This window comes from Pedococcus sp. P3_C7 (assembly GCF_056402615.1).
In genome coordinates this window covers 500,792-517,838 of sequence record NZ_JBFUHC010000001.1, presented here as the reverse complement: position 1 = coordinate 517,838, position 17,047 = coordinate 500,792, and the positions used below count along the sequence as shown (strand labels likewise).

Below are 17,047 nucleotides of genomic sequence, written 5' to 3'. Positions count from 1 at the left end.
CAAACCTGTGGGTATGCCGCGCGGTCAGGGGGCCCGTCAGGCCAGCGAGATGAGGTCGAGGTAGTCCTGGCCCCAGTGGTCCTCGACGCCGTCGGGCAGCAGCAGGATGCGCTCTGGCTCGAGCGCCTCGACCGCTCCCTCGTCGTGGGTGACCAGCACCACCGCCCCCTTGTAGGTGCGCAGGGCACCGAGGATCTCCTCGCGCGACGCGGGGTCAAGGTTGTTCGTGGGCTCGTCGAGCAGGAGGACGTTGGCGCTGGACACGACGAGCATCGCCAATGACAGCCGGGTCTTCTCCCCGCCTGACAGGACGCTGGCGGGCTTGTCGACGTCGTCACCGCTGAACAGGAACGACCCGAGGACCTTGCGGACCTCGGTCTCGCCGAACGAGTCGGGCGCGGCGGACTTCATGTTCGAGAGCACGGTGCGGGAGACGTCGAGGTTCTCGTGCTCCTGGGCGTAGTAGCCGAGCTTGAGGCCGTGGCCTGGCTCCACCTGACCCGTGTCGGGGGTGTCGACGCCGGCCAGCATGCGCAGCAGGGTCGTCTTGCCTGCACCGTTGAGGCCCAGGACGACGACGCGTGACCCGCGGTCGATGGCGAGGTCGACGTCGGTGAAGACCTCCTGGCTGCCGTAGGACCGGGACAGGCCCGAGGCTCGCAGAGGCGTGCGCCCGCACGGGGAAGGATCGGGGAAGCGCAGCTTGGCCACCTTGTCGCTGGTCCGCTCCCCCTCGACGCTCGCCATCAGGCGCTCGGCGCGCTTGATCATGTTCTGGGCAGCGACCGCCTTCGTCGCCTTGGCGCGCATCTTCTCGGCCTGCTCCATGAGGGCAGCGGCCTTCTTGGTCGCGTTGGCGTACTCGCGCTTGCGGGCCCGCTCGTCGGTCTCGCGCTGCTGGAGGTAGGGCTTCCAGCCGACGTTGTAGAGGTCGAGCTCGCCGCGGTTGGCGTCGAGGTGGAAGACCCGGTTGACGACGGCGTCGAGCAGCTCGACGTCGTGGCTGATCACCACCAACCCTCCCTGGTAGCCCTTGAGGTAGTCGCGCAGCCAGCCGATGGAGTCGGCGTCGAGGTGGTTGGTCGGCTCGTCGAGCAGGAGGGTCGCGGCGCCCGAGAACAGGATGCGTGACAGCTCAACGCGGCGGCGCTGTCCACCGGACAGGGTGGCGAGCGGCTGGCCCAGCACCCGCTCCTCGAGCGACAGGGCACTGGCGATGGTCGCCGCCTCGGACTCGGCGGCATACCCGCCCTGGGCGGTGAACTCGCCCTCGAGCCGCGAGTAGCGCCGCATGGCCTTGTCGCGCGTCTGGTCGTCGGCGCTGGCCATCGCGCCCTCGGCCTCACGCATCTGGGTGATGATCCGGTCGAGTCCGCGCGCCGACAGGATGCGGTCGCGGGCCAGGACGTGCAGGTCACCGGTGCGCGGGTCCTGCGGCAGGTAGCCCACTTCGCCTGTCGCGGTCACCGAGCCGGCCGCAGGCTGCCCCTGCCCCGCGAGCACCTTGGTCAGGGTCGTCTTGCCCGCACCGTTGCGGCCCACGAGGCCGACCCGGTCACCGGCCGCGATCCGGAACGTCGCGCCGTCGAGCAGGAGCCTGGACCCAGCACGCAGCTCGATCCCACTGGCGGCAATCACGACGGAACTCCAGACATCACAGGTGGGGTGGGGCGCTCCGATGAGTTGCGGATGCGCCGCGCAGGGGTTGAGATCACTAGTCTAACCGGGAGAGTTGACCGACCAGTACAGCTGCACAGGGCAGCCACGCCCTCACGACCGCGGAGGCCAGATGAGCTTCAACGACGATGTCAAGATCGACACCTCGCAGGTCGGGTCGGGCGGCAGCGGGGGCGCCCCGGGGGGCATGGTCGTGGGCGGCGGGATCGGCGGCATCATCCTGCTCATCATCGCCCTCATCTTCGGGATCAACCCGAGCGACCTCCCGACCAACCCCGGCGGGGGCACGTCGGACCAGGGCCAGGTCCAACCCGGGGGCACCGAGGACGGTTCCGCGTTCGCCGAGTGCAAGACCGGTGCCGACGCCAACAAGAACGACACCTGCCGCGTCATCGCCACGGTGAACTCGGTGAACGCCTTCTGGGCGCAGGAGCTGCCCAAGTACAAGCGGGAGTACACGCCTTCCAAGACGATCCTCTACAACGGCTCGACCCAGTCGGCCTGCGGCACCGCAAGCAACCAGGTCGGCCCGTTCTACTGCCCGTTGGACAAACAGGTCTACATCGACGTCAGCTTCTTCGAGATCTTGTCCTCCCAGTTCGGCTCGAGCAGCGGGGCCCTCGCCCAGGAGTACGTCGTGGCCCACGAGTACGGCCACCACATCCAGGACATCCTGGGCCTGCTCGACCAGGCCCAGCAGAACCCCCAGGGCAAGAACAGCGGCAGCGTCCGCATCGAGCTGATGGCTGACTGCCTGGGCGGCGTGTGGGCCAACCACGCGACGCAGACCAAGGGTGAGAGCACGAGCGGCGGCGAGGTGGCCTTCCTCAAGCCACTGACGGACAAGGACATCAAGGACGCGCTCTCCGCGGCCTCGTCGGTCGGTGACGACCGGATCCAGGAGAAGACCCAGGGCCGGGTGAACCCCGAGTCGTGGACACACGGGTCTGCGGCGGCACGCCAGCAGTGGTTCACCACCGGTTACAAGACCGGCGACCTCAACCAGTGCGACACCCTCAGCCCGGCCACGGTCGAGTAGGGAACCTGCGGTCAGTCGTCCTTCGCACCCGGGTGAGCCTTGTCGAGCTCCTGGAGCAGCCGGTGCGCCGCCAGCTCGACGTCCTTGTGGCGCCACTCCGCGGCGCGGTACACACACGCGATGAGCCCGCTGCGGTGCACCGTGCCGAAGTCGCCGTAGGCGAAGGCGTGCCGCGCCTTCGTCTCGTCGTTGGCTCCCTCGGTGAGCCCGAGGAACCACTTCGGGTACTCGTCCCAGCCGTGCTCCTCGAGGAACGCGTTCTCGGTGTCCGCGTCGGGCTGCACGCTGCCCCACTCGCTGTCGAGCACGACCTCGCCGGCCTTGATCAGGTCGCGGCAGTGCCGCACGGCTGCCCGGTTGACCTTGTACTTCGCCATGCAGCCATCATGCGACAGATCAGTCCTGGATCGTGATGCGCACCGCGCGGCCTCGGTAGAGCGCGTCCTCGAGCACCGCCCGCCGGGGGTCCGGCAGGTCGTAGAGCTCACGGCGTGGCAGCGCGTCGAGGTGCGCGAGCCTGGGGTCGTCGAGGACGGCGCGGACCAGCGCCTTGTCGCCGCCGACCACCAGACCGGTTGGTATGCCGCGCGGCAGGATCCGCAGCGTGTGCTCGGCGACCGCACGGACCAGCTCGTCGGCCTGGTTGCCCCGTCGCCGCGCGAAGCGCTGCTGGGACCAGCCACCGGCAGCCGTGCGGGACTGCACGTGTCGTGTGCCCACCTTGGACTCGGTGAAGGTGGCCCCGTGCGCCAAGCCCACGGCATACCCACCGCGTCGGATGAGGAGCACGCCCAACGGGTCGTGCGAGAACTCGTCACGTCCCGTGATGAGCTGCGGCGTCGCCGAGCCCTCGTTGTTGGCGGCGAACCGCTCCAGCCAGCCGTCAAGCCGTTCGGGGGCGACGTCGACGACTCTCGGCCTGGGACCGGTCAGAGGTTGAACCCCAGGGCGCGCAGCTGCTCGCGACCGTCGTCGGTGATCTTGTCGGGGCCCCACGGCGGCATCCAGACCCAGTTGACGCGGTAGGACGCGACCAGGCCCTCGAGGGCCTGCTGCGTCTGGTCCTCGATGACGTCGGTCAGCGGGCAGGCCGCCGAGGTGAGCGTCATGTCGAGGACGGCATGCTTCTGCGCGTCCACCGTGATGCCGTAGACGAGGCCGAGGTCGACGACGTTGATCCCGAGCTCGGGGTCGACGACGTCGCGCATCGCCTCTTCGACGTCCGCGACGTTGGGGGAGGCTGTGCTCGTCTCACTCATGACTTGTCCTTGCTGGTTGCCGTGTCGGTGCTCGTGTCGCTGTTCGTGCTGCCGGTCGTGCTGCCGGCTGTGTCACTGCTCTTGGTGTCATGGCCTGCTCGGTGCAACGCGTCCGTGAACGCCATCCATCCCAGCAGAGCACACTTCACCCGCGCCGGGTACCTGCTGACCCCCGCAAAGGCGACCCCGTCACCGATGACCTCCTCGTCGCCGGGGTCGGCACCCTTGGAGGTGAGCATCGTGCGCATCGCCTCGTGCGTGGTCATCGCCTCGGCGACGGTGTGCCCGATGACCTCGTCGGCCAGCACACTGGTGGAGGCCGTGGAGATGGAGCAGCCCAGCGCGTCGTAGGAGATGTCCTTGACGACGGCGTCGCTGCCGCTGCCCTCGACGTGCACGCGCAGGGTCACCTCGTCGCCGCAGGTCGGGTTGACGTGGTGGACCTCGGCCTCGAAGGGCTCGCGCAAACCGGCGTGCAGCGGGCGCTTGGAGTGCTCGAGGATGAGCTCCTGGTAGAGGTCCATCAGCTCGCCACCCCGAAGATCGCCGGGACGCGGTCGAGCGCGTCGAGCAGCGTGTCGACCTCAGCCGGCGCGTTGTAGGCCGCGAGGGTGGCCCGCGTCGTCGCGGTCACGCCCATCCGGCGGTGCAGCGGCCAGGCGCAGTGGTGTCCGACGCGGACTGCGACTCCCTGGTCGTCCAGCACCTGCCCGACGTCGTGGGCATGCACCCCCTGCACGTCGAAGGCGACGGCACCCACCCGGTCGACCGACTCGGCGGGACCGACGATGCGCACCCACGGCCGCTGCGCGAGGCCCGCCAGGAGTCGCTCGGTCAGCGCGTGCTCGTGGGCCGCGATGCGGTCCAGGCCCAGCTCGTCGAGGTAGTCGATGGCGGCGCCGAGCCCGACGGCTTGCGCCGAGTTGGGCGAACCGGCCTCGAAGCGCTGGGGCGGCGGTGCGTAGGTGGTCGCCTCCATCCGCACGGTCTCGATCATCGAGCCGCCGGTGATGAAGGGCGGCATGGCGTGCAGCAGCTCGCCGCGACCCCACAGCACTCCAACCCCGGTGGGGCCGAACATCTTGTGGCCGGAGAAGGCCGCGAAGTCGACACCGAGGTCGGCCACGTCGAGCGCGAGGTGGGGTGCCGACTGGCAGGCGTCGAGGACCGTCAGGGCACCGACGGTCCGGGCGGCGGCAGCGAGCTCGCGGACCGGGTTGATGGTGCCGAGGACGTTCGAGACGTGCGTGAACGCGAAGACCTTGGTGCGGTCGGTGAGCAGCTCCCCCAGCGCCGGGCCGTGCACCCCGTCGAGGTCGAGGCGGCCCTCGTCGGTCACCCCGACCCAGCGCAGGGTCGCGCCGGTGCGCCGGGCGAGCTCCTGCCAGGGCACGAGGTTGGCGTGGTGCTCCATCTCGGTGACCAGGATCTCGTCACCCTCACCGAGGTCGAGCCGAGGATCCTTGGCTTGTCCCGCAACGGAGTTCGAGAAGGCGTAGGCCACGAGGTTCAGGGACTCGGTGGCGTTCTTGGTGAACACCACCTCGTCGTCTGCTCCCCCGACGAACCGCGCAGCCTTCGCGCGGGCGCCTTCGTAGGCGTCGGTGGCTTCCTCGCTGAGCTGGTGCGCCCCGCGGTGCACCGCGCTGTTGACCTGCTCGCTGAAGGCGCGCTCGACGTCGAGCGCACCGGCATACCGCTGCGACGTGGCACCGGAGTCGAGGTAGACCAGCGGCTTCCCGTCGCGAACGGTGCGCGACAGGATCGGGAAGCCGGCCCGGATGCGGGCCAGCTCCCCGTCGCTGAAGGTCGTTGCACTCATGGGGTATGCCGCGTGGCTGGGTGTTGCGCTCAGGCCTGGGTGGCGAGGTAGCGGTCGTAGCCCTCGGCCTCGAGGCGGTCGGCCAGCTCGGGGCCGCCCTCCTCCACGATCCGGCCGTCGACGAAGACGTGCACGAAGTCGGGCTTGATGTAGCGCAGGATCCGCGTGTAGTGCGTGATGAGCAGGACGCCGACCTCGCTGTTCTGCTTGGCCCGGTTGACACCCTCGGAGACCACGCGCAGGGCGTCGACGTCCAGGCCGGAGTCGGTCTCGTCGAGGATCGCGATGGAGGGCTTGAGCAGCTCCATCTGGAGGATCTCGTGGCGCTTCTTCTCGCCACCGGAGAAACCCTCGTTGACGTTGCGCTCGGCGAACGTCGGGTCCATCCGCAGCGCCTCCATGGCGCCCTTCATGTCCTTGACCCAGGTGCGCAGCTTGGGGGCCTGGCCGTCGATGGCGGTCTTGGCTGTGCGCAGGAAGTTGCTGACGGTCACGCCGGGGACCTCGACGGGGTACTGCATGGCGAGGAACAGGCCAGCGCGGGCGCGCTCGTCCACCTTCATGGCCAGCACATCCTCACCGTCGAGGGTGACGGTGCCGCCGGTGACCGTGTACTTGGGGTGGCCGGCGATCGAGTAGGCCAGCGTGGACTTGCCCGAGCCGTTGGGGCCCATGATCGCGTGGGTCTCGCCGGACTTCACGGTCAGGTCGACCCCGCGCAGGATCTCCTTGGTGCCGTCCTCGACGTCGACGGTGACCGTCAGGCCACGAATCTCAAGTGTTGCCATGGTTTTCTCGTTTTCCTTCTGTGGTCAGGCGTTCAAGGGGGTCGGGCTGACGAAGACCTCGTCGTTCTCGACCCGGACGGGGTAGACGTTGATCGGCACGATCGCGGGCGGCCCGGAGGGCTCGCCGGTGCGGATGTCGAACCGGGAGCCGTGCAGCCAGCACTCCAGCGTGCAGCCGTCCAGCTCACCCTCGGACAGGGAGACGTTGGCGTGGCTGCAGGTGTCGTCGACCGCGTGGATCTCGCCGCTCTCGGTGCGGATGATCGCCATGATCGTGCCGTTGATGTCCGCGGCAGCCGCGCCCCGCTCCGGGAGCTCGTCGACGCGGCAGACGCGCACGAACTCGACCTCGTCGGGCACCAGCTCGGAGACGGCGCTCACGCGACGTCCTCGATCGCCGCGATGCCGGGCACCGCGCCGAGCTCGGCGTCGATGACCTCCATGAGGTGCTCGGAGATCTCGGGGACCCCGATGCGGGCGACGATGCTCGCGAAGAAACCGCGGACCACCAGCCGGCGGGCGACGTCCTCGGGGATGCCGCGTGCCATGAGGTAGAACAGCTGCTCGTCGTCGAAGCGGCCGGTCGCCGAGGCGTGTCCGGCACCGACGATCTCGCCGGTCTCGATCTCGAGGTTCGGGATGGAGTCGGCGCGACCACCCTCGGTGAGCACGAGGTTGCGGTTGAGCTCGTAGGTGTCGGTGCCCTCGGCGCTGGCACGGATGAGCACGTCACCCACCCACACGGTGTGGGCGGTGTCGCCCTGGAGCGCGCCCTTGTACTCGACGTTGGAGTGGCAGTGCGGCGCCTCGTGGTCGACGAAGAGGCGGTGCTCCTGGTGCTGACCGGCGTCGGCGAAGTAGACGCCGAGCCCCTCGAAGGAGCCACCGGGGCCCGAGTAGCGGGCGTTCGTCGAGACCCGGACGACCTTGCCGCCGAGGGTCACGGCGATGTGGCGCAGGCGGGCGTCGCGACCGATCAGGGCGTCGTTCTGGGTGACGTGGTGGGCGTCGTCGTCCCACTCCTGCACCGTGACGAAGGTCAGGTCCGCGCCGTCGCCGACCTTGAGCTCGACGTTGGCCCCGCACTCGGCCGACCCGCGGTGCGTGAGCACCACGGTGGCCTTGCTGTGGCGCCCGGCGTCGATGACGAGGTGGCCGTTGACGCGGGCGAAGTCCGTCGCGGTGACGGTGATCCGCACCGGCTCGGCGAGCTCCGACTCGGCCGGGATGGACACCTGGGTCGCCTGCGCCTCACCGGCCCACGCGACCGCGGCGGCGCGGTCGGCGGGGACCAGCACGCCGGCAGACCTCGGGTCCACCAGCGAGGTGGTCACCTCGGCTGGCGCCTGGATGTCGACGGTGACCTTGTCGGCCTGGGTGGGCGCGACCTGGAAGAGTGCGGACAGCCGGTCCACCGGGGTGAACCGCCACGCCTCCTCTCGGCCACCGGGGACGGCGAAGTCGTCCACTGCATACGAGGTCTTGCGCTCGGCCCTCGACTGGTCGGGGACGAATGCGGCGGCGGAGTCCTCGTGGGACCCCGCCGGCGCTTCGGGGTTCTTCTGGGCCAGCAGGCTCAACCCACTGCTCCTTCCATCTGGAGCTCGATCAGGCGGTTGAGCTCGAGGGCGTACTCCATGGGCAGCTCACGCGCGATGGGCTCGACGAACCCGCGCACGATCATGGCCATGGCCTCTTCCTCGGTCATCCCGCGGGACATGAGGTAGAACATCTGGTCCTCGGACACCTTGGAGACGGTCGCCTCGTGGCCCATCGTCACGTCGTCCTCGCGGATGTCGACGTAGGGGTAGGTGTCCGAGCGGCTGATCGTGTCGACCAGCAGGGCGTCGCAGACCACGCTCGAGCGGGAGCCGTGGGCACCCTCGAGGATCTGCACGAGTCCGCGGTAGGACGTGCGCCCGCCGCCACGGGCCACCGACTTGGAGACGATGGTCGAGGAGGTGTTGGGGGCCGCGTGCACCATCTTGGCGCCGGCGTCCTGGTGCTGACCCTCACCCGCGAAGGCGATGGACAGCGTCTCACCCTTGGCGTGCTCGCCGAGGAGGAAGACCGCCGGGTACTTCATGGTGACCTTGGAGCCGATGTTGCCGTCGATCCACTCCATCGTCGCGCCCTCGGCCGCGGTCGCCCGCTTGGTGACGAGGTTGTAGACGTTGTTGGACCAGTTCTGGATGGTCGTGTACCGAACGCGGGCGTTCTTCTTCACGATGATCTCGACGACCGCGGAGTGCAGCGAGTCGGACTTGTAGATCGGTGCGGTGCAGCCCTCGACGTAGTGCACGTAGGAGCCCTCGTCGGCGATGATCAGCGTGCGCTCGAACTGGCCCATGTTCTCGGTGTTGATCCGGAAGTAGGCCTGCAGGGGGATGTCGACGTGGACGCCAGGCGGGACGTAGATGAACGAGCCACCCGACCAGACGGCGGTGTTGAGCGCGGCGAACTTGTTGTCACCGGCGGGGATGACCGACGCGAAGTACTCGCGGAACAGGTCCTCGTGCTCGCGCAGGCCGGTGTCGGTGTCGACGAAGATGACACCCTTTTCCTCCAGGTCCTCACGGATCTGGTGGTAGACGACCTCGGACTCGTACTGCGCCGCGACACCGGAGACGAGGCGCTGCTTCTCGGCCTCCGGGATGCCCAGCCGGTCGTAGGTGTTCTTGATGTCCTCGGGAAGCTCGTCCCACGAGGTCGCCTGCTTCTCCGTCGACTTCACGAAGTACTTGATGTTCTGGAAGTCGATGCCGGTGAGGTCGCTGCCCCAGTTGGGCATCGGCTTCTTGCCGAACAGGCGCAGCGACTTCAGCCGCAGGTCGAGCATCCACTGGGGCTCGCTCTTGCGGCCGGAGATGTCGCGCACGACGTCCTCGTTGAGGCCACGCTTGGCCGTGGCGCCAGCGGTGTCGCTGTCGGCCCAGCCGTACTCGTAGCGTCCCAGGTCCTTCAGACCCGGGTTCCGCTCCTCGATGTTGGTGCTCATCGCGTGGCCCCTTCTGTTGGTAGCAGGTGTTGGTGTGACAGCAGTCGTGGTGGTGGTTGTGGTGGTCGTGGCGGGCTTGGAGGTGACGGGCTTGCTGGTCGGGACGAACGTCGTGCAGACGTGGTCTCCGTGGGCGAGCGTCGCCAGGCGCTGCACGTGCACGCCGAGCAGCCGCGAGAACGCATCAGTCTCAGCGTCACAGAACTGCGGAAATTCCCGAGCCGCGTGCTGGACGGGGCAGTGCCCCTGGCACAGCTGTATGCCGGTGAACGGGCTCGTGGAGCCCGGCTCGCCCACGGGGCGGGCCGAGGCGGCGAAACCGTCGCGCGTGAGGGCGCCGACGAGGGCGTCCACGCGTGCGGCGGTGCCGGGGCCGGCGGCAGCCAGCTCGGCGGCATACCGGCCCTCGAGCTCGGCCACGCGTGACTCGGCGAACCGGCGCACTGCGTCCTGGCCGGACTCCCGCGACAGGAACCGCAGGGCTTCGGTGGCCAGGTGGTCGTAGTCGGACTCGAGGCCCTGGTGGCCCGCGTCGCTCAACACGAACGAGCGTGCCGGGCGGCCGCGACCGCGAACACCGGGGGCCACCTCGTGCGTGGCGATGAGGCCGGCGTCCTCGAGGTTCTCGAGGTGACGACGCACGGCGGGGGCGGTGAGCCCGAGGTCCAGGGCCAGCGTCGCGGCCGTGATGGGACCGCGTTCGCTGATCACCTGGAGGATCCGGTCGCGCGTGCGTGACTCCAGGACCGCAGGGGCCCCGTGGGTCGTCGCGACGGACACCGGGATATTCACAACGCCGATGTTACGTAAATACCCGGCGCAAGGGAAAGCAAGGTGAACCTAACCCTCGCTCAGCCCAGCAGGCCACGCTCTCGCGCGACGGCCACCGCCTCGCCCCGGCCGGCCACCCCGAGCTTGGCGATGATGTTGGACACGTGCACGCTGGCGGTCTTGGCGCTGATGAACAGCTGGGTGCCGATCTGCCGGTTGCTGCGGCCGAGGGCGACCAGCGCGAGGATCTCGGCCTCACGGCTCGTGAGGGCCTCACCGAGCCGTGAGGCCGCCTTCGGCGTGGTCCGGACTCCCCCACCGAGCCGGATCTCGGCCCGGAGCGGTTCGGCTCCGAGCCGCTGGGCCACCTCGAGCGCGGCCTTGAGCTCGTCCGAGCCGCGCGGGTCGCCGGTCGACTTCAGGATGGTGCCGAGGCGGGCCCGTGAGCGCGCTGCCTCGTAGGGATGCCCGTAGGCGTCGAAGGTGTCCACCGCGTTCTGCCAGGCCTCGACGAGGGGCGCGGGGTCGACCTCGGCTCCCCCCAGCCACTCCAGCCGCAGGGCCTCGGCCCGGGCGCGCGCCCTCCAGGCGGTGGACTCGGGTCCGTCGTTGCCGGGCCGCGTCGTCGCGCGGTCCCAGACCTGCGATGCGGACTCGGCCAGCTCGGCGCCCCGTGACAACAGGGCTGCGCGATCCGAGGTCGGCACCCGCTGGATGTGGCTGCCCAGCTGGCCGAGCAGCAGGGCGTCCAGCCGCAGCTGACCCTGGAACAGGGGGTACCAGACACGGTTCAGCACGTCGACCACCTCGTCGTGCACCCTGATGGCAGAGGCGAGGTCGTCGGCGTGACCGTAGAGGTCGATGGCGGCGCTGCCCGCCAGCAGAGGGACCAGGCCCTCCTGTTCCCACCACGGCCGGGACGCCTCGTACCCCGCCACGGCAGAGAAGTCCCCCTGAGCCGCGGCGACGTACATCCGCGCCCCCATGAGCATGGAGCGGGCGGGCTCGGGCGGGACCTCGCTCGAGACGTCGAGGATCTCGAGGGCCTCCGACCACCGGCCCCGTTCGTAGGCGGCGATCCCGGCGAGCAACCGGCCGTCGAAGGCATAGGGGGCCCAGGGCCGCCCCGCACCGCGGGCGCGCTCGACCCCACGCCGGTAGACGTCGACCGCCTCGTCGAGGCGTCCCGCGCGGTGGTGCAGCCAGCCGAGGTGGTGGTAGGCCCGGACCTCGGCAGGGTCGCCGGGAGTCCTGGAGGTCGCGATGATCCGCTCGAGGGTGGCCCGGGAGGTCTCGGGATCGCCGGCGCGTTCGAGGATGCGCGCCTCCACGACCCGCACCTCGTCGGCCACGTCGTGCAACCCGGACGCCTCGGCGGCAGCGACTGCCTCGTCGACGGCGGCGATCGCCTCGCCGTCACGCCCACGGTCGGCGAGGGCCTGCACCTTGGCCGCGAGCAGCCGGGCCCGGATCTGGGGGTGTTCCTCGTCGACACCGTCGAGCAGGCCGAGGCCCTCTTTGGTCGCCGCCAGCGTGTCGAGCGTGCTCTCGGTGATCCGCGCCGTCGTCGCCAGGGCGGCCAACAGCTCGGCACGCCCGGCCGGGTCGGCTCGTGGGCCTCGGCGGGCCAGTCGCTCCTCGAGCAGCTCGAGCGCCTTGAGGACGCGCCCGACCGCGGTGGCGGCCGCGGCCGCTCGCAACGTCACCGCGTCACAGTCGGGGTCGCTCTCGGGCATCAGCGCCAGGGCGTTCTTGAAGTGGCGGAAGGCCTCCTCCGGCCCGGCCATGCGCAAGGCGGAGTCGCCCGCCTGCACGCTGGCCTCGCGCGCCTGCTCGCGCTGGCCCGCAGCGGTGGCATGCCGGGCCAGCTCTGCCCAGGTGCCGAGCGAGCGGTCCTGCGCCAGGGCGGCGGCATACCTCTCGTGGGCACGGACCCGCTCGCCGGGCAACAGGTCGTCGTAGACCGTCTCGCCCAAGAGGGCGTGGCGGAAGGCGTAGCCGCCGGTGTCCGTGGGGACCAGGACGTGGTGCTCGACCGCGTCTCGCAGGCCCGCGTCGAGGTCGGCCTCGCCGAGACCGGCGACGGCCGCCAGCAGCCGGTGCGACACGTGGCGTCCGGCGGCCGAAGCCACCCGGACCACGTGCTGCCCCGAGGTCTCGAGCTGGTCGAAGCGCACGAGCAGCAGTCGGGACAGGTCCTCGGCCAGGCCGGACCCCCCGAGCGCCGTCGCGGCCACCAGTTCCTCGGTGAAGAACGCGTTGCCCTCGGCCCGCTCGACCACCTGACGCACCTGGTCCTCGGGCAGCGGCTGGGACTGCAGCCCTCGGACCAGCGCTCGGACGGCGTCGTCGCCGAGCGGGGCGAGGTCGAGCCGCTCGACCTCGGCCAGCCGGGACCAGTGGGCGAGCGTGGTCCGCAACGGGTGGCGCCGGTGCAGGTCGTCGCTGCGGTATGACGCCACGATGCTCACCCGACGGGCGAAACCCCTCGTGAACAGCAGCGTCAACAGGTCGCGGGAGGACTGGTCGGCCCAGTGGACGTCCTCCACCACGAGCAGGATCGGCGCGTCGGAAGCCAGGTCGTCGAGAGCGGCGTGGACCGCCTCGACGAGGTCGCCGCGGTCGAGCGCCGCATCCGCGGCCTCGTCGGGGTTGGGATCGGTGCGGCGGGCGGGGACCAACCGGGACAGCCCCGGGTGCGCCTTCAGGACGCGGTCGAGAACGTCCGGCGAGGTGCTCTCGAGTCGCCCGAGGACCTCGATGAACGGCAGGTAGGGCAGCGACTGGCCGGCCTCACCCAGACAGTGCCCGACCAGCACCGTCCAGTCCTGGGCCCTGGCGCGCGCCGCGACCTCGGCGAGGATGCGGGTCTTGCCGATCCCGGCATCACCGGACAGCAGCACCAGGCCCGTGCCTGACGGACCGTCGATGCCGAGGAGCGTGGCGAGCCTGGTCGCCTCGTCGTCACGTCCGACGAACAACCCGGCAGCCGAACGCTCGAAACCCACGACACCGATTATGTCGGAGGGCTCCGACAGGGTGTCGTGGGTTTCGGCGTGGTGGGCTTCGGCTGGGTGACGGTCGCCGCGGTGGGTGTCGACGTCGAGCGTGGTCGCCATCGGGCGGCCGCCGTCAGGCGACCCGAGCCGAGCCGGTGCGGGCGGCGCCCTGACCGTGACGGTGCGAGTGCACGACCCGGCCGAGGGCGGTGCGGATGGCGTGGCCGTGGTGCCGTGCGGGGACGGCGCTGGCCAGCCCGGTCGACAGCCTCTCGGTGCGCCAGGCAACCTCGGCGGCGACGAACAGCGGGTCTGCGTTGATGCTCATGCTGTGCTCCTTCTGGTGGTGGTGTGTCCTCAAACCTGACCGTCTGAGGCAGGCGTTCACATGGGGCGGGTGCCTTATCTGTGGCCGCACCTGCCTCAGGGGGCCTCAGACCGGGCGCGGGGTGTGGCGGACCGACTGCCCCAGCGGCCGCGGCAGGTGCCAGTCGCGGCGCCTGCGCGTTGGCCGGGGCTGGCGGCGGGCGAGGTTGGCGCCGGACAGGCTCTCCTGCTTCCACTGCTGCTCGGCGAGGACGATGTACGGGTGGGCGGTGAGACTCATGGCCGTGCTCCTTCGTGCCTTGGTGTTCCTCGTGGTTGATGCCTCCACAGTTCGCCTCTGAGGCACCCCTCCACATGGGGAAGTCGCCCATCCCTCGATCGACACGCGACTGTTCTGAGGTGCCCGGCCCCCCTCAGGGGGTGCTGCGTCCCGGACCTAGACTCAGGGCGTGCCACCCGCTGTCCTCGTCTCCGGTCTCGCCAAGCGCTACGGCAGCGTGGTCGCCCTGGACGGCGCCTCGTGGCAGGCCGAGCGCGGTGCGGTGACGGCAGTGCTGGGGCCCAACGGCGCCGGCAAGACCACGATGGTGGAGTGCTGCGAGGGGCTGCGCCGGCCGGACGCGGGTCAGGTCCGCGTGCTGGGCACCGACCCGTGGAACGCCGGCCCCGCCCACCGTGCACGAGTCGGCGTGATGCTCCAGGACGGCGGGCTGCCCGCATCCGCCCGTCCACTGCGGCTGCTGCGCCACCTCTCGTCGATGTATGCCGCGCCCGCGCCCCTCGACCCCCTCGTCCAGCGCCTCGGGATCGACGAGTTCGCCGGCACCTCGGTGCGTCGGCTGTCCGGGGGTCAGCGGCAACGCGTGGCGCTGGCGGCAGCCCTGGTCGGTCGTCCCGAGGTGGCGTTCCTCGACGAGCCCAGTGCCGGCCTGGACCCGCACGCGCGCCTCGACGTGTGGGAGCTCGTGCGGTCCCTGGCCGACGGGGGCGCGGCAGTCGTGCTCACCACGCACTCCTTCGAGGAGGCCGAGCGGCTGGCCGACCACATCGTCGTCGTCGCCGCCGGTGCCGTCGTCGCCCAGGGGTCGCTCGACGCCGTCACCGGCGGGGACCGGCTCGAGGACCGCTACTTCGCCCTGACGGGGAGGTCGGTCGCATGACCGCCGCCTCCGCCCCCACCGCGCAGGCTGCGCCGGCGGCGCCCGCTGCCCGGGTCCTGGCCCAGGCCCGGTTCGAGGCGGTGACGCTGCTGCGCAACGGAGAGCAGCTGCTCGTGGCCGTCCTCCTCCCGGCGGCCGTACTCGTGGCCCTCGTCCACGCGCAGTCCATCTCGCTCGGGGACGGGCGCCGGGTCGACCTGGCCGTTCCGGGTGTCCTCGCGCTGTGCGTGATCTCCTCGGCCTTCACCGGCCAGGCCATCGCGACCGGCTTCGACCGCCGCTACGGCGTGCTGAGACTGCTCGGCGTCACGCCGCTCGGCCGCACGGGGCTGGTGCTCGCCAAGGCCGCCGCGGTGCTCTGCGTGGTCGCCGTGCAGGTGGTCGTCATCGGAGCGCTGGGGCTGGCGCTCGGCTGGGAGCCGACGCTGCGCGGCATACCCGCGGCACTCCTCTCCCTCGTGCTGGGAACGTGGGCCTTCGTGGCTCTGGCCCTGCTCCTGGGGGGCACGCTGCGCGCCGAAGGCGTGCTGGCCGTCGCCAACCTGCTGTGGGTCGCCCTGCTCGCCCTCGGTGGGGTCGTCATCGCCGGCACCGAGCTCCCGGACAGGTTCGCCAGCGCCGTTGCCCTGCTGCCGTCGGCAGCGCTCGGTGACAGCCTGCGCGCCGCGCTGGTCGAGGGTCGGATGCTGCCGGGCGCCTGGCTCGTGATGACGCTCTGGGCTCTCGCGGCGACGGTGCTGGCACGCCGGTTCTTCCGCTGGAGCGACTGACTCGTCGCGCCGGCCCTGGTCCAGCACACCACCGTCACCAGGGCCAGCAGACCGACGAGCCACCACGGTCGCGCCGTCGCCACCGCCACCACCAGGAGTGTCGCGTACCCCGCCGCGACCCCCGCCCGCCACGTGTTGGTCTCCATGGGTCCAGTCAGCCAGCGGGCGAGCCCGCGCACCATGAGGGGACTCCCCCAACCGCGTCAGGGTCCGCCCTGAGCCGTACCCTCGTTGCGTGACCGCAGCACCAGCCTCGACCTCCACCATCGCCGCACCGGTGGCCTCCGCCGGACGGGTGTGGCTGCCCAGGATCCTGCTCGCCAACCTGGTCGTCGAGGTGCTCATCGTCGTCACCGGCGGACTGGTCCGCCTGACCGGCAGTGGGCTCGGCTGCCCCACGTGGCCGCAGTGCGTGCCCGGGTCCTACACCCCGGTCCCCCACCAGGCCGAGGGGTGGCACCGCTACATCGAGTTCGGCAACCGGACCCTGACCAGTGTGGTGAGCATCGCCGCGATCGCGACCCTGTATGCCGTGTGGCGCTGGGCCGCGCGCCGTCGCGACCTGCTCGTGCCGGCCTTCGTCGTCCTGGCCGGGGTGGGCGTCCAGGCGGTGCTCGGCGGGATCACGGTGCGCACCGGCCTCAACCCGTTCACCGTCTCGGCCCACTTCCTGGTGTCGATGTGCCTCGTCGCCACCTCGGCCTACCTCGTCTTCCGCGCACCGGAGCCGGCCGGGCCACGGCCGCTGGTCGTGCACCCCCTCGTCCAACGGCTGGGCTGGGCCACCTGTGCGGTGGCTGCGGTCGTGCTGATCCTCGGCACCGTCGTCACCGGCTCGGGTCCGCACTCGGGCGACGCCGACGAGCCGGCCCGGTTCGGCCTCGACCCGCGCACCATCTCCTGGCTGCATGCCGATGCCGTGATGCTGTTCGTCGGACTGGTGGTCGCGATGTGGATCGCGAGCCGGCTGGGCGACGGGCCCGCGGCTCCCGGCCGCGCCTGGGCCGTGGTGCTCGTCGTGACCCTCGCCCAGGGTGTGGTCGGCTACACGCAGTACCTCACCGGACTGCCGTGGGTCGTCGTCCTGGTGCACATGTTCCTGGCCACCGTGCTGGTGGTGACGCTGACCCGCGCCATGGTGCGACTCCGCGCGCACTGACCCCTACCCAGGACGAGCCCCGAAGAGCACACTCGGGCCATGAGACCTCAAGCGGACGTGCTCCGTGGCCACGCAGGGCAGCTCGTGGCGATCATGCTGCTCCTGGCCACCCTTGCGATGTGGTGGTCGGTGCGCGGCTCTGGTGAGGACTGCGCCGTTTACGGCGCCTCACCCCAGGCGGCCAGCCTCTCCACCGTGGGCCAGACGCCGATCGGCTGCGTGCGCTAGACCATTCCACAAGGACTCTTGTGCAACCTTCGTTGTGCAAATAGTCTTGT

General features: G+C 70.7%; 18 protein-coding genes and 1 pseudogene. 5 read left to right on the top strand and 14 right to left on the bottom strand.

All coding sequences use genetic code 11. The annotated features are described in order from the left end of the window. Positions 1 to 36: 36 nt before the first annotated feature. Positions 37 to 1,638 carry an ABC-F family ATP-binding cassette domain-containing protein gene (locus tag AC1DS4_RS02425; RefSeq protein WP_477612848.1) on the bottom strand — a complete coding sequence of 534 codons (1,602 nt, stop codon included), beginning with the start codon at positions 1,636 to 1,638 and terminating at the stop codon, positions 37 to 39. A gap of 151 nt (positions 1,639 to 1,789) precedes the next feature. Between AC1DS4_RS02425 and ypfJ the strand changes: the two genes are divergently transcribed. Beyond that, entirely contained in the window at positions 1,790 to 2,716 is a 927-nt protein-coding gene (gene ypfJ / locus AC1DS4_RS02420; RefSeq protein WP_477612847.1) for a KPN_02809 family neutral zinc metallopeptidase, read from the top strand. An 11-nt stretch (positions 2,717 to 2,727) separates the two neighbouring features. On the opposite strand, the gene AC1DS4_RS02415 is transcribed toward ypfJ, so the two are convergent. From AC1DS4_RS02415 to AC1DS4_RS02355, 13 genes and pseudogenes are all read right to left on the bottom strand, one after another. Further along, positions 2,728 to 3,093 carry a hypothetical protein gene (locus AC1DS4_RS02415; protein WP_477612846.1) on the bottom strand — a complete coding sequence of 122 codons (366 nt, stop codon included), beginning with the start codon at positions 3,091 to 3,093 and terminating at the stop codon, positions 2,728 to 2,730. Positions 3,094 to 3,112: 19 nt separating this feature from the next. Continuing rightward, on the bottom strand, positions 3,113 to 3,712 hold the full coding sequence (locus AC1DS4_RS02410; protein ID WP_477612845.1) for an acVLRF1 family peptidyl-tRNA hydrolase: 600 nt from the start codon (positions 3,710 to 3,712) through the stop codon (positions 3,113 to 3,115). Beyond that, the gene (locus AC1DS4_RS02405; RefSeq protein WP_477612844.1) at positions 3,646 to 3,975 is read right to left on the bottom strand and encodes a metal-sulfur cluster assembly factor; all 330 of its coding nucleotides are present in this window, start codon (positions 3,973 to 3,975) and stop codon (positions 3,646 to 3,648) included. Before AC1DS4_RS02405 ends, AC1DS4_RS02410 begins: the two co-directional genes overlap by 67 nt. Beyond that, positions 3,972 to 4,499: a Fe-S cluster assembly sulfur transfer protein SufU gene (sufU, locus tag AC1DS4_RS02400; RefSeq protein ID WP_477612843.1), complete on the bottom strand. Its 528-nt coding sequence runs from the start codon at positions 4,497 to 4,499 to the stop codon at positions 3,972 to 3,974. Before sufU ends, AC1DS4_RS02405 begins: the two co-directional genes overlap by 4 nt. Beyond that, positions 4,499 to 5,797, bottom strand: a complete 1,299-nt coding sequence (locus tag AC1DS4_RS02395; protein ID WP_477612842.1) for a SufS family cysteine desulfurase — start codon at positions 5,795 to 5,797, stop codon at positions 4,499 to 4,501. Before AC1DS4_RS02395 ends, sufU begins: the two co-directional genes overlap by 1 nt. A gap of 29 nt (positions 5,798 to 5,826) precedes the next feature. Next, complete coding sequence (sufC, locus tag AC1DS4_RS02390) at positions 5,827 to 6,585, bottom strand: Fe-S cluster assembly ATPase SufC (RefSeq protein ID WP_477612841.1); 759 nt, start codon at positions 6,583 to 6,585, stop codon at positions 5,827 to 5,829. 24 nt (positions 6,586 to 6,609) lie between these two features. Further along, positions 6,610 to 6,966, bottom strand: coding sequence for a non-heme iron oxygenase ferredoxin subunit (locus AC1DS4_RS02385; protein WP_477632115.1), 357 nt, complete (start codon positions 6,964 to 6,966; stop codon positions 6,610 to 6,612). Then, complete coding sequence (gene sufD, locus AC1DS4_RS02380) at positions 6,963 to 8,165, bottom strand: Fe-S cluster assembly protein SufD (protein WP_477612839.1); 1,203 nt, start codon at positions 8,163 to 8,165, stop codon at positions 6,963 to 6,965. Before sufD ends, AC1DS4_RS02385 begins: the two co-directional genes overlap by 4 nt. Then, a complete protein-coding gene (sufB, locus tag AC1DS4_RS02375) occupies positions 8,162 to 9,583 on the bottom strand; it encodes a Fe-S cluster assembly protein SufB (RefSeq protein WP_477612838.1) in 1,422 nt (473 codons plus the stop codon). Before sufB ends, sufD begins: the two co-directional genes overlap by 4 nt. Positions 9,584 to 10,237: 654 nt before the next feature. Beyond that, positions 10,238 to 10,294 (bottom strand): annotated as a pseudogene (locus AC1DS4_RS02370) (hypothetical protein); the annotation flags it as partial. Between the two features lie 140 nt (positions 10,295 to 10,434). Next, a complete protein-coding gene (locus AC1DS4_RS02365; RefSeq protein WP_477632114.1) occupies positions 10,435 to 13,473 on the bottom strand; it encodes a helix-turn-helix transcriptional regulator in 3,039 nt (1,012 codons plus the stop codon). A 13-nt stretch (positions 13,474 to 13,486) separates the two neighbouring features. Further along, the gene (locus tag AC1DS4_RS02360; RefSeq protein ID WP_477612835.1) at positions 13,487 to 13,681 is read right to left on the bottom strand and encodes a hypothetical protein; all 195 of its coding nucleotides are present in this window, start codon (positions 13,679 to 13,681) and stop codon (positions 13,487 to 13,489) included. A gap of 105 nt (positions 13,682 to 13,786) precedes the next feature. Beyond that, positions 13,787 to 13,960: a hypothetical protein gene (locus AC1DS4_RS02355; protein ID WP_477612834.1), complete on the bottom strand. Its 174-nt coding sequence runs from the start codon at positions 13,958 to 13,960 to the stop codon at positions 13,787 to 13,789. A gap of 169 nt (positions 13,961 to 14,129) precedes the next feature. On the opposite strand from AC1DS4_RS02355, the gene AC1DS4_RS02350 reads away from it, so the two are divergent. The 4 genes from AC1DS4_RS02350 (at position 14,130) to AC1DS4_RS02335 (ending at position 16,997) form a co-directional block, all read left to right on the top strand. Then, positions 14,130 to 14,840 (top strand): ABC transporter ATP-binding protein, encoded by a 711-nt coding sequence (locus AC1DS4_RS02350; protein ID WP_477612833.1) that lies wholly within the window; start codon positions 14,130 to 14,132, stop codon positions 14,838 to 14,840. Beyond that, complete coding sequence (locus AC1DS4_RS02345; RefSeq protein ID WP_477612832.1) at positions 14,837 to 15,610, top strand: ABC transporter permease; 774 nt, start codon at positions 14,837 to 14,839, stop codon at positions 15,608 to 15,610. Before AC1DS4_RS02350 ends, AC1DS4_RS02345 begins: the two co-directional genes overlap by 4 nt. A gap of 235 nt (positions 15,611 to 15,845) precedes the next feature. Continuing rightward, entirely contained in the window at positions 15,846 to 16,769 is a 924-nt protein-coding gene (locus AC1DS4_RS02340) for a COX15/CtaA family protein (RefSeq protein WP_477632113.1), read from the top strand. A 39-nt stretch (positions 16,770 to 16,808) separates the two neighbouring features. Then, on the top strand, positions 16,809 to 16,997 hold the full coding sequence (locus AC1DS4_RS02335) for a hypothetical protein (RefSeq protein WP_477612830.1): 189 nt from the start codon (positions 16,809 to 16,811) through the stop codon (positions 16,995 to 16,997). Positions 16,998 to 17,047 lie beyond the last annotated feature (50 nt).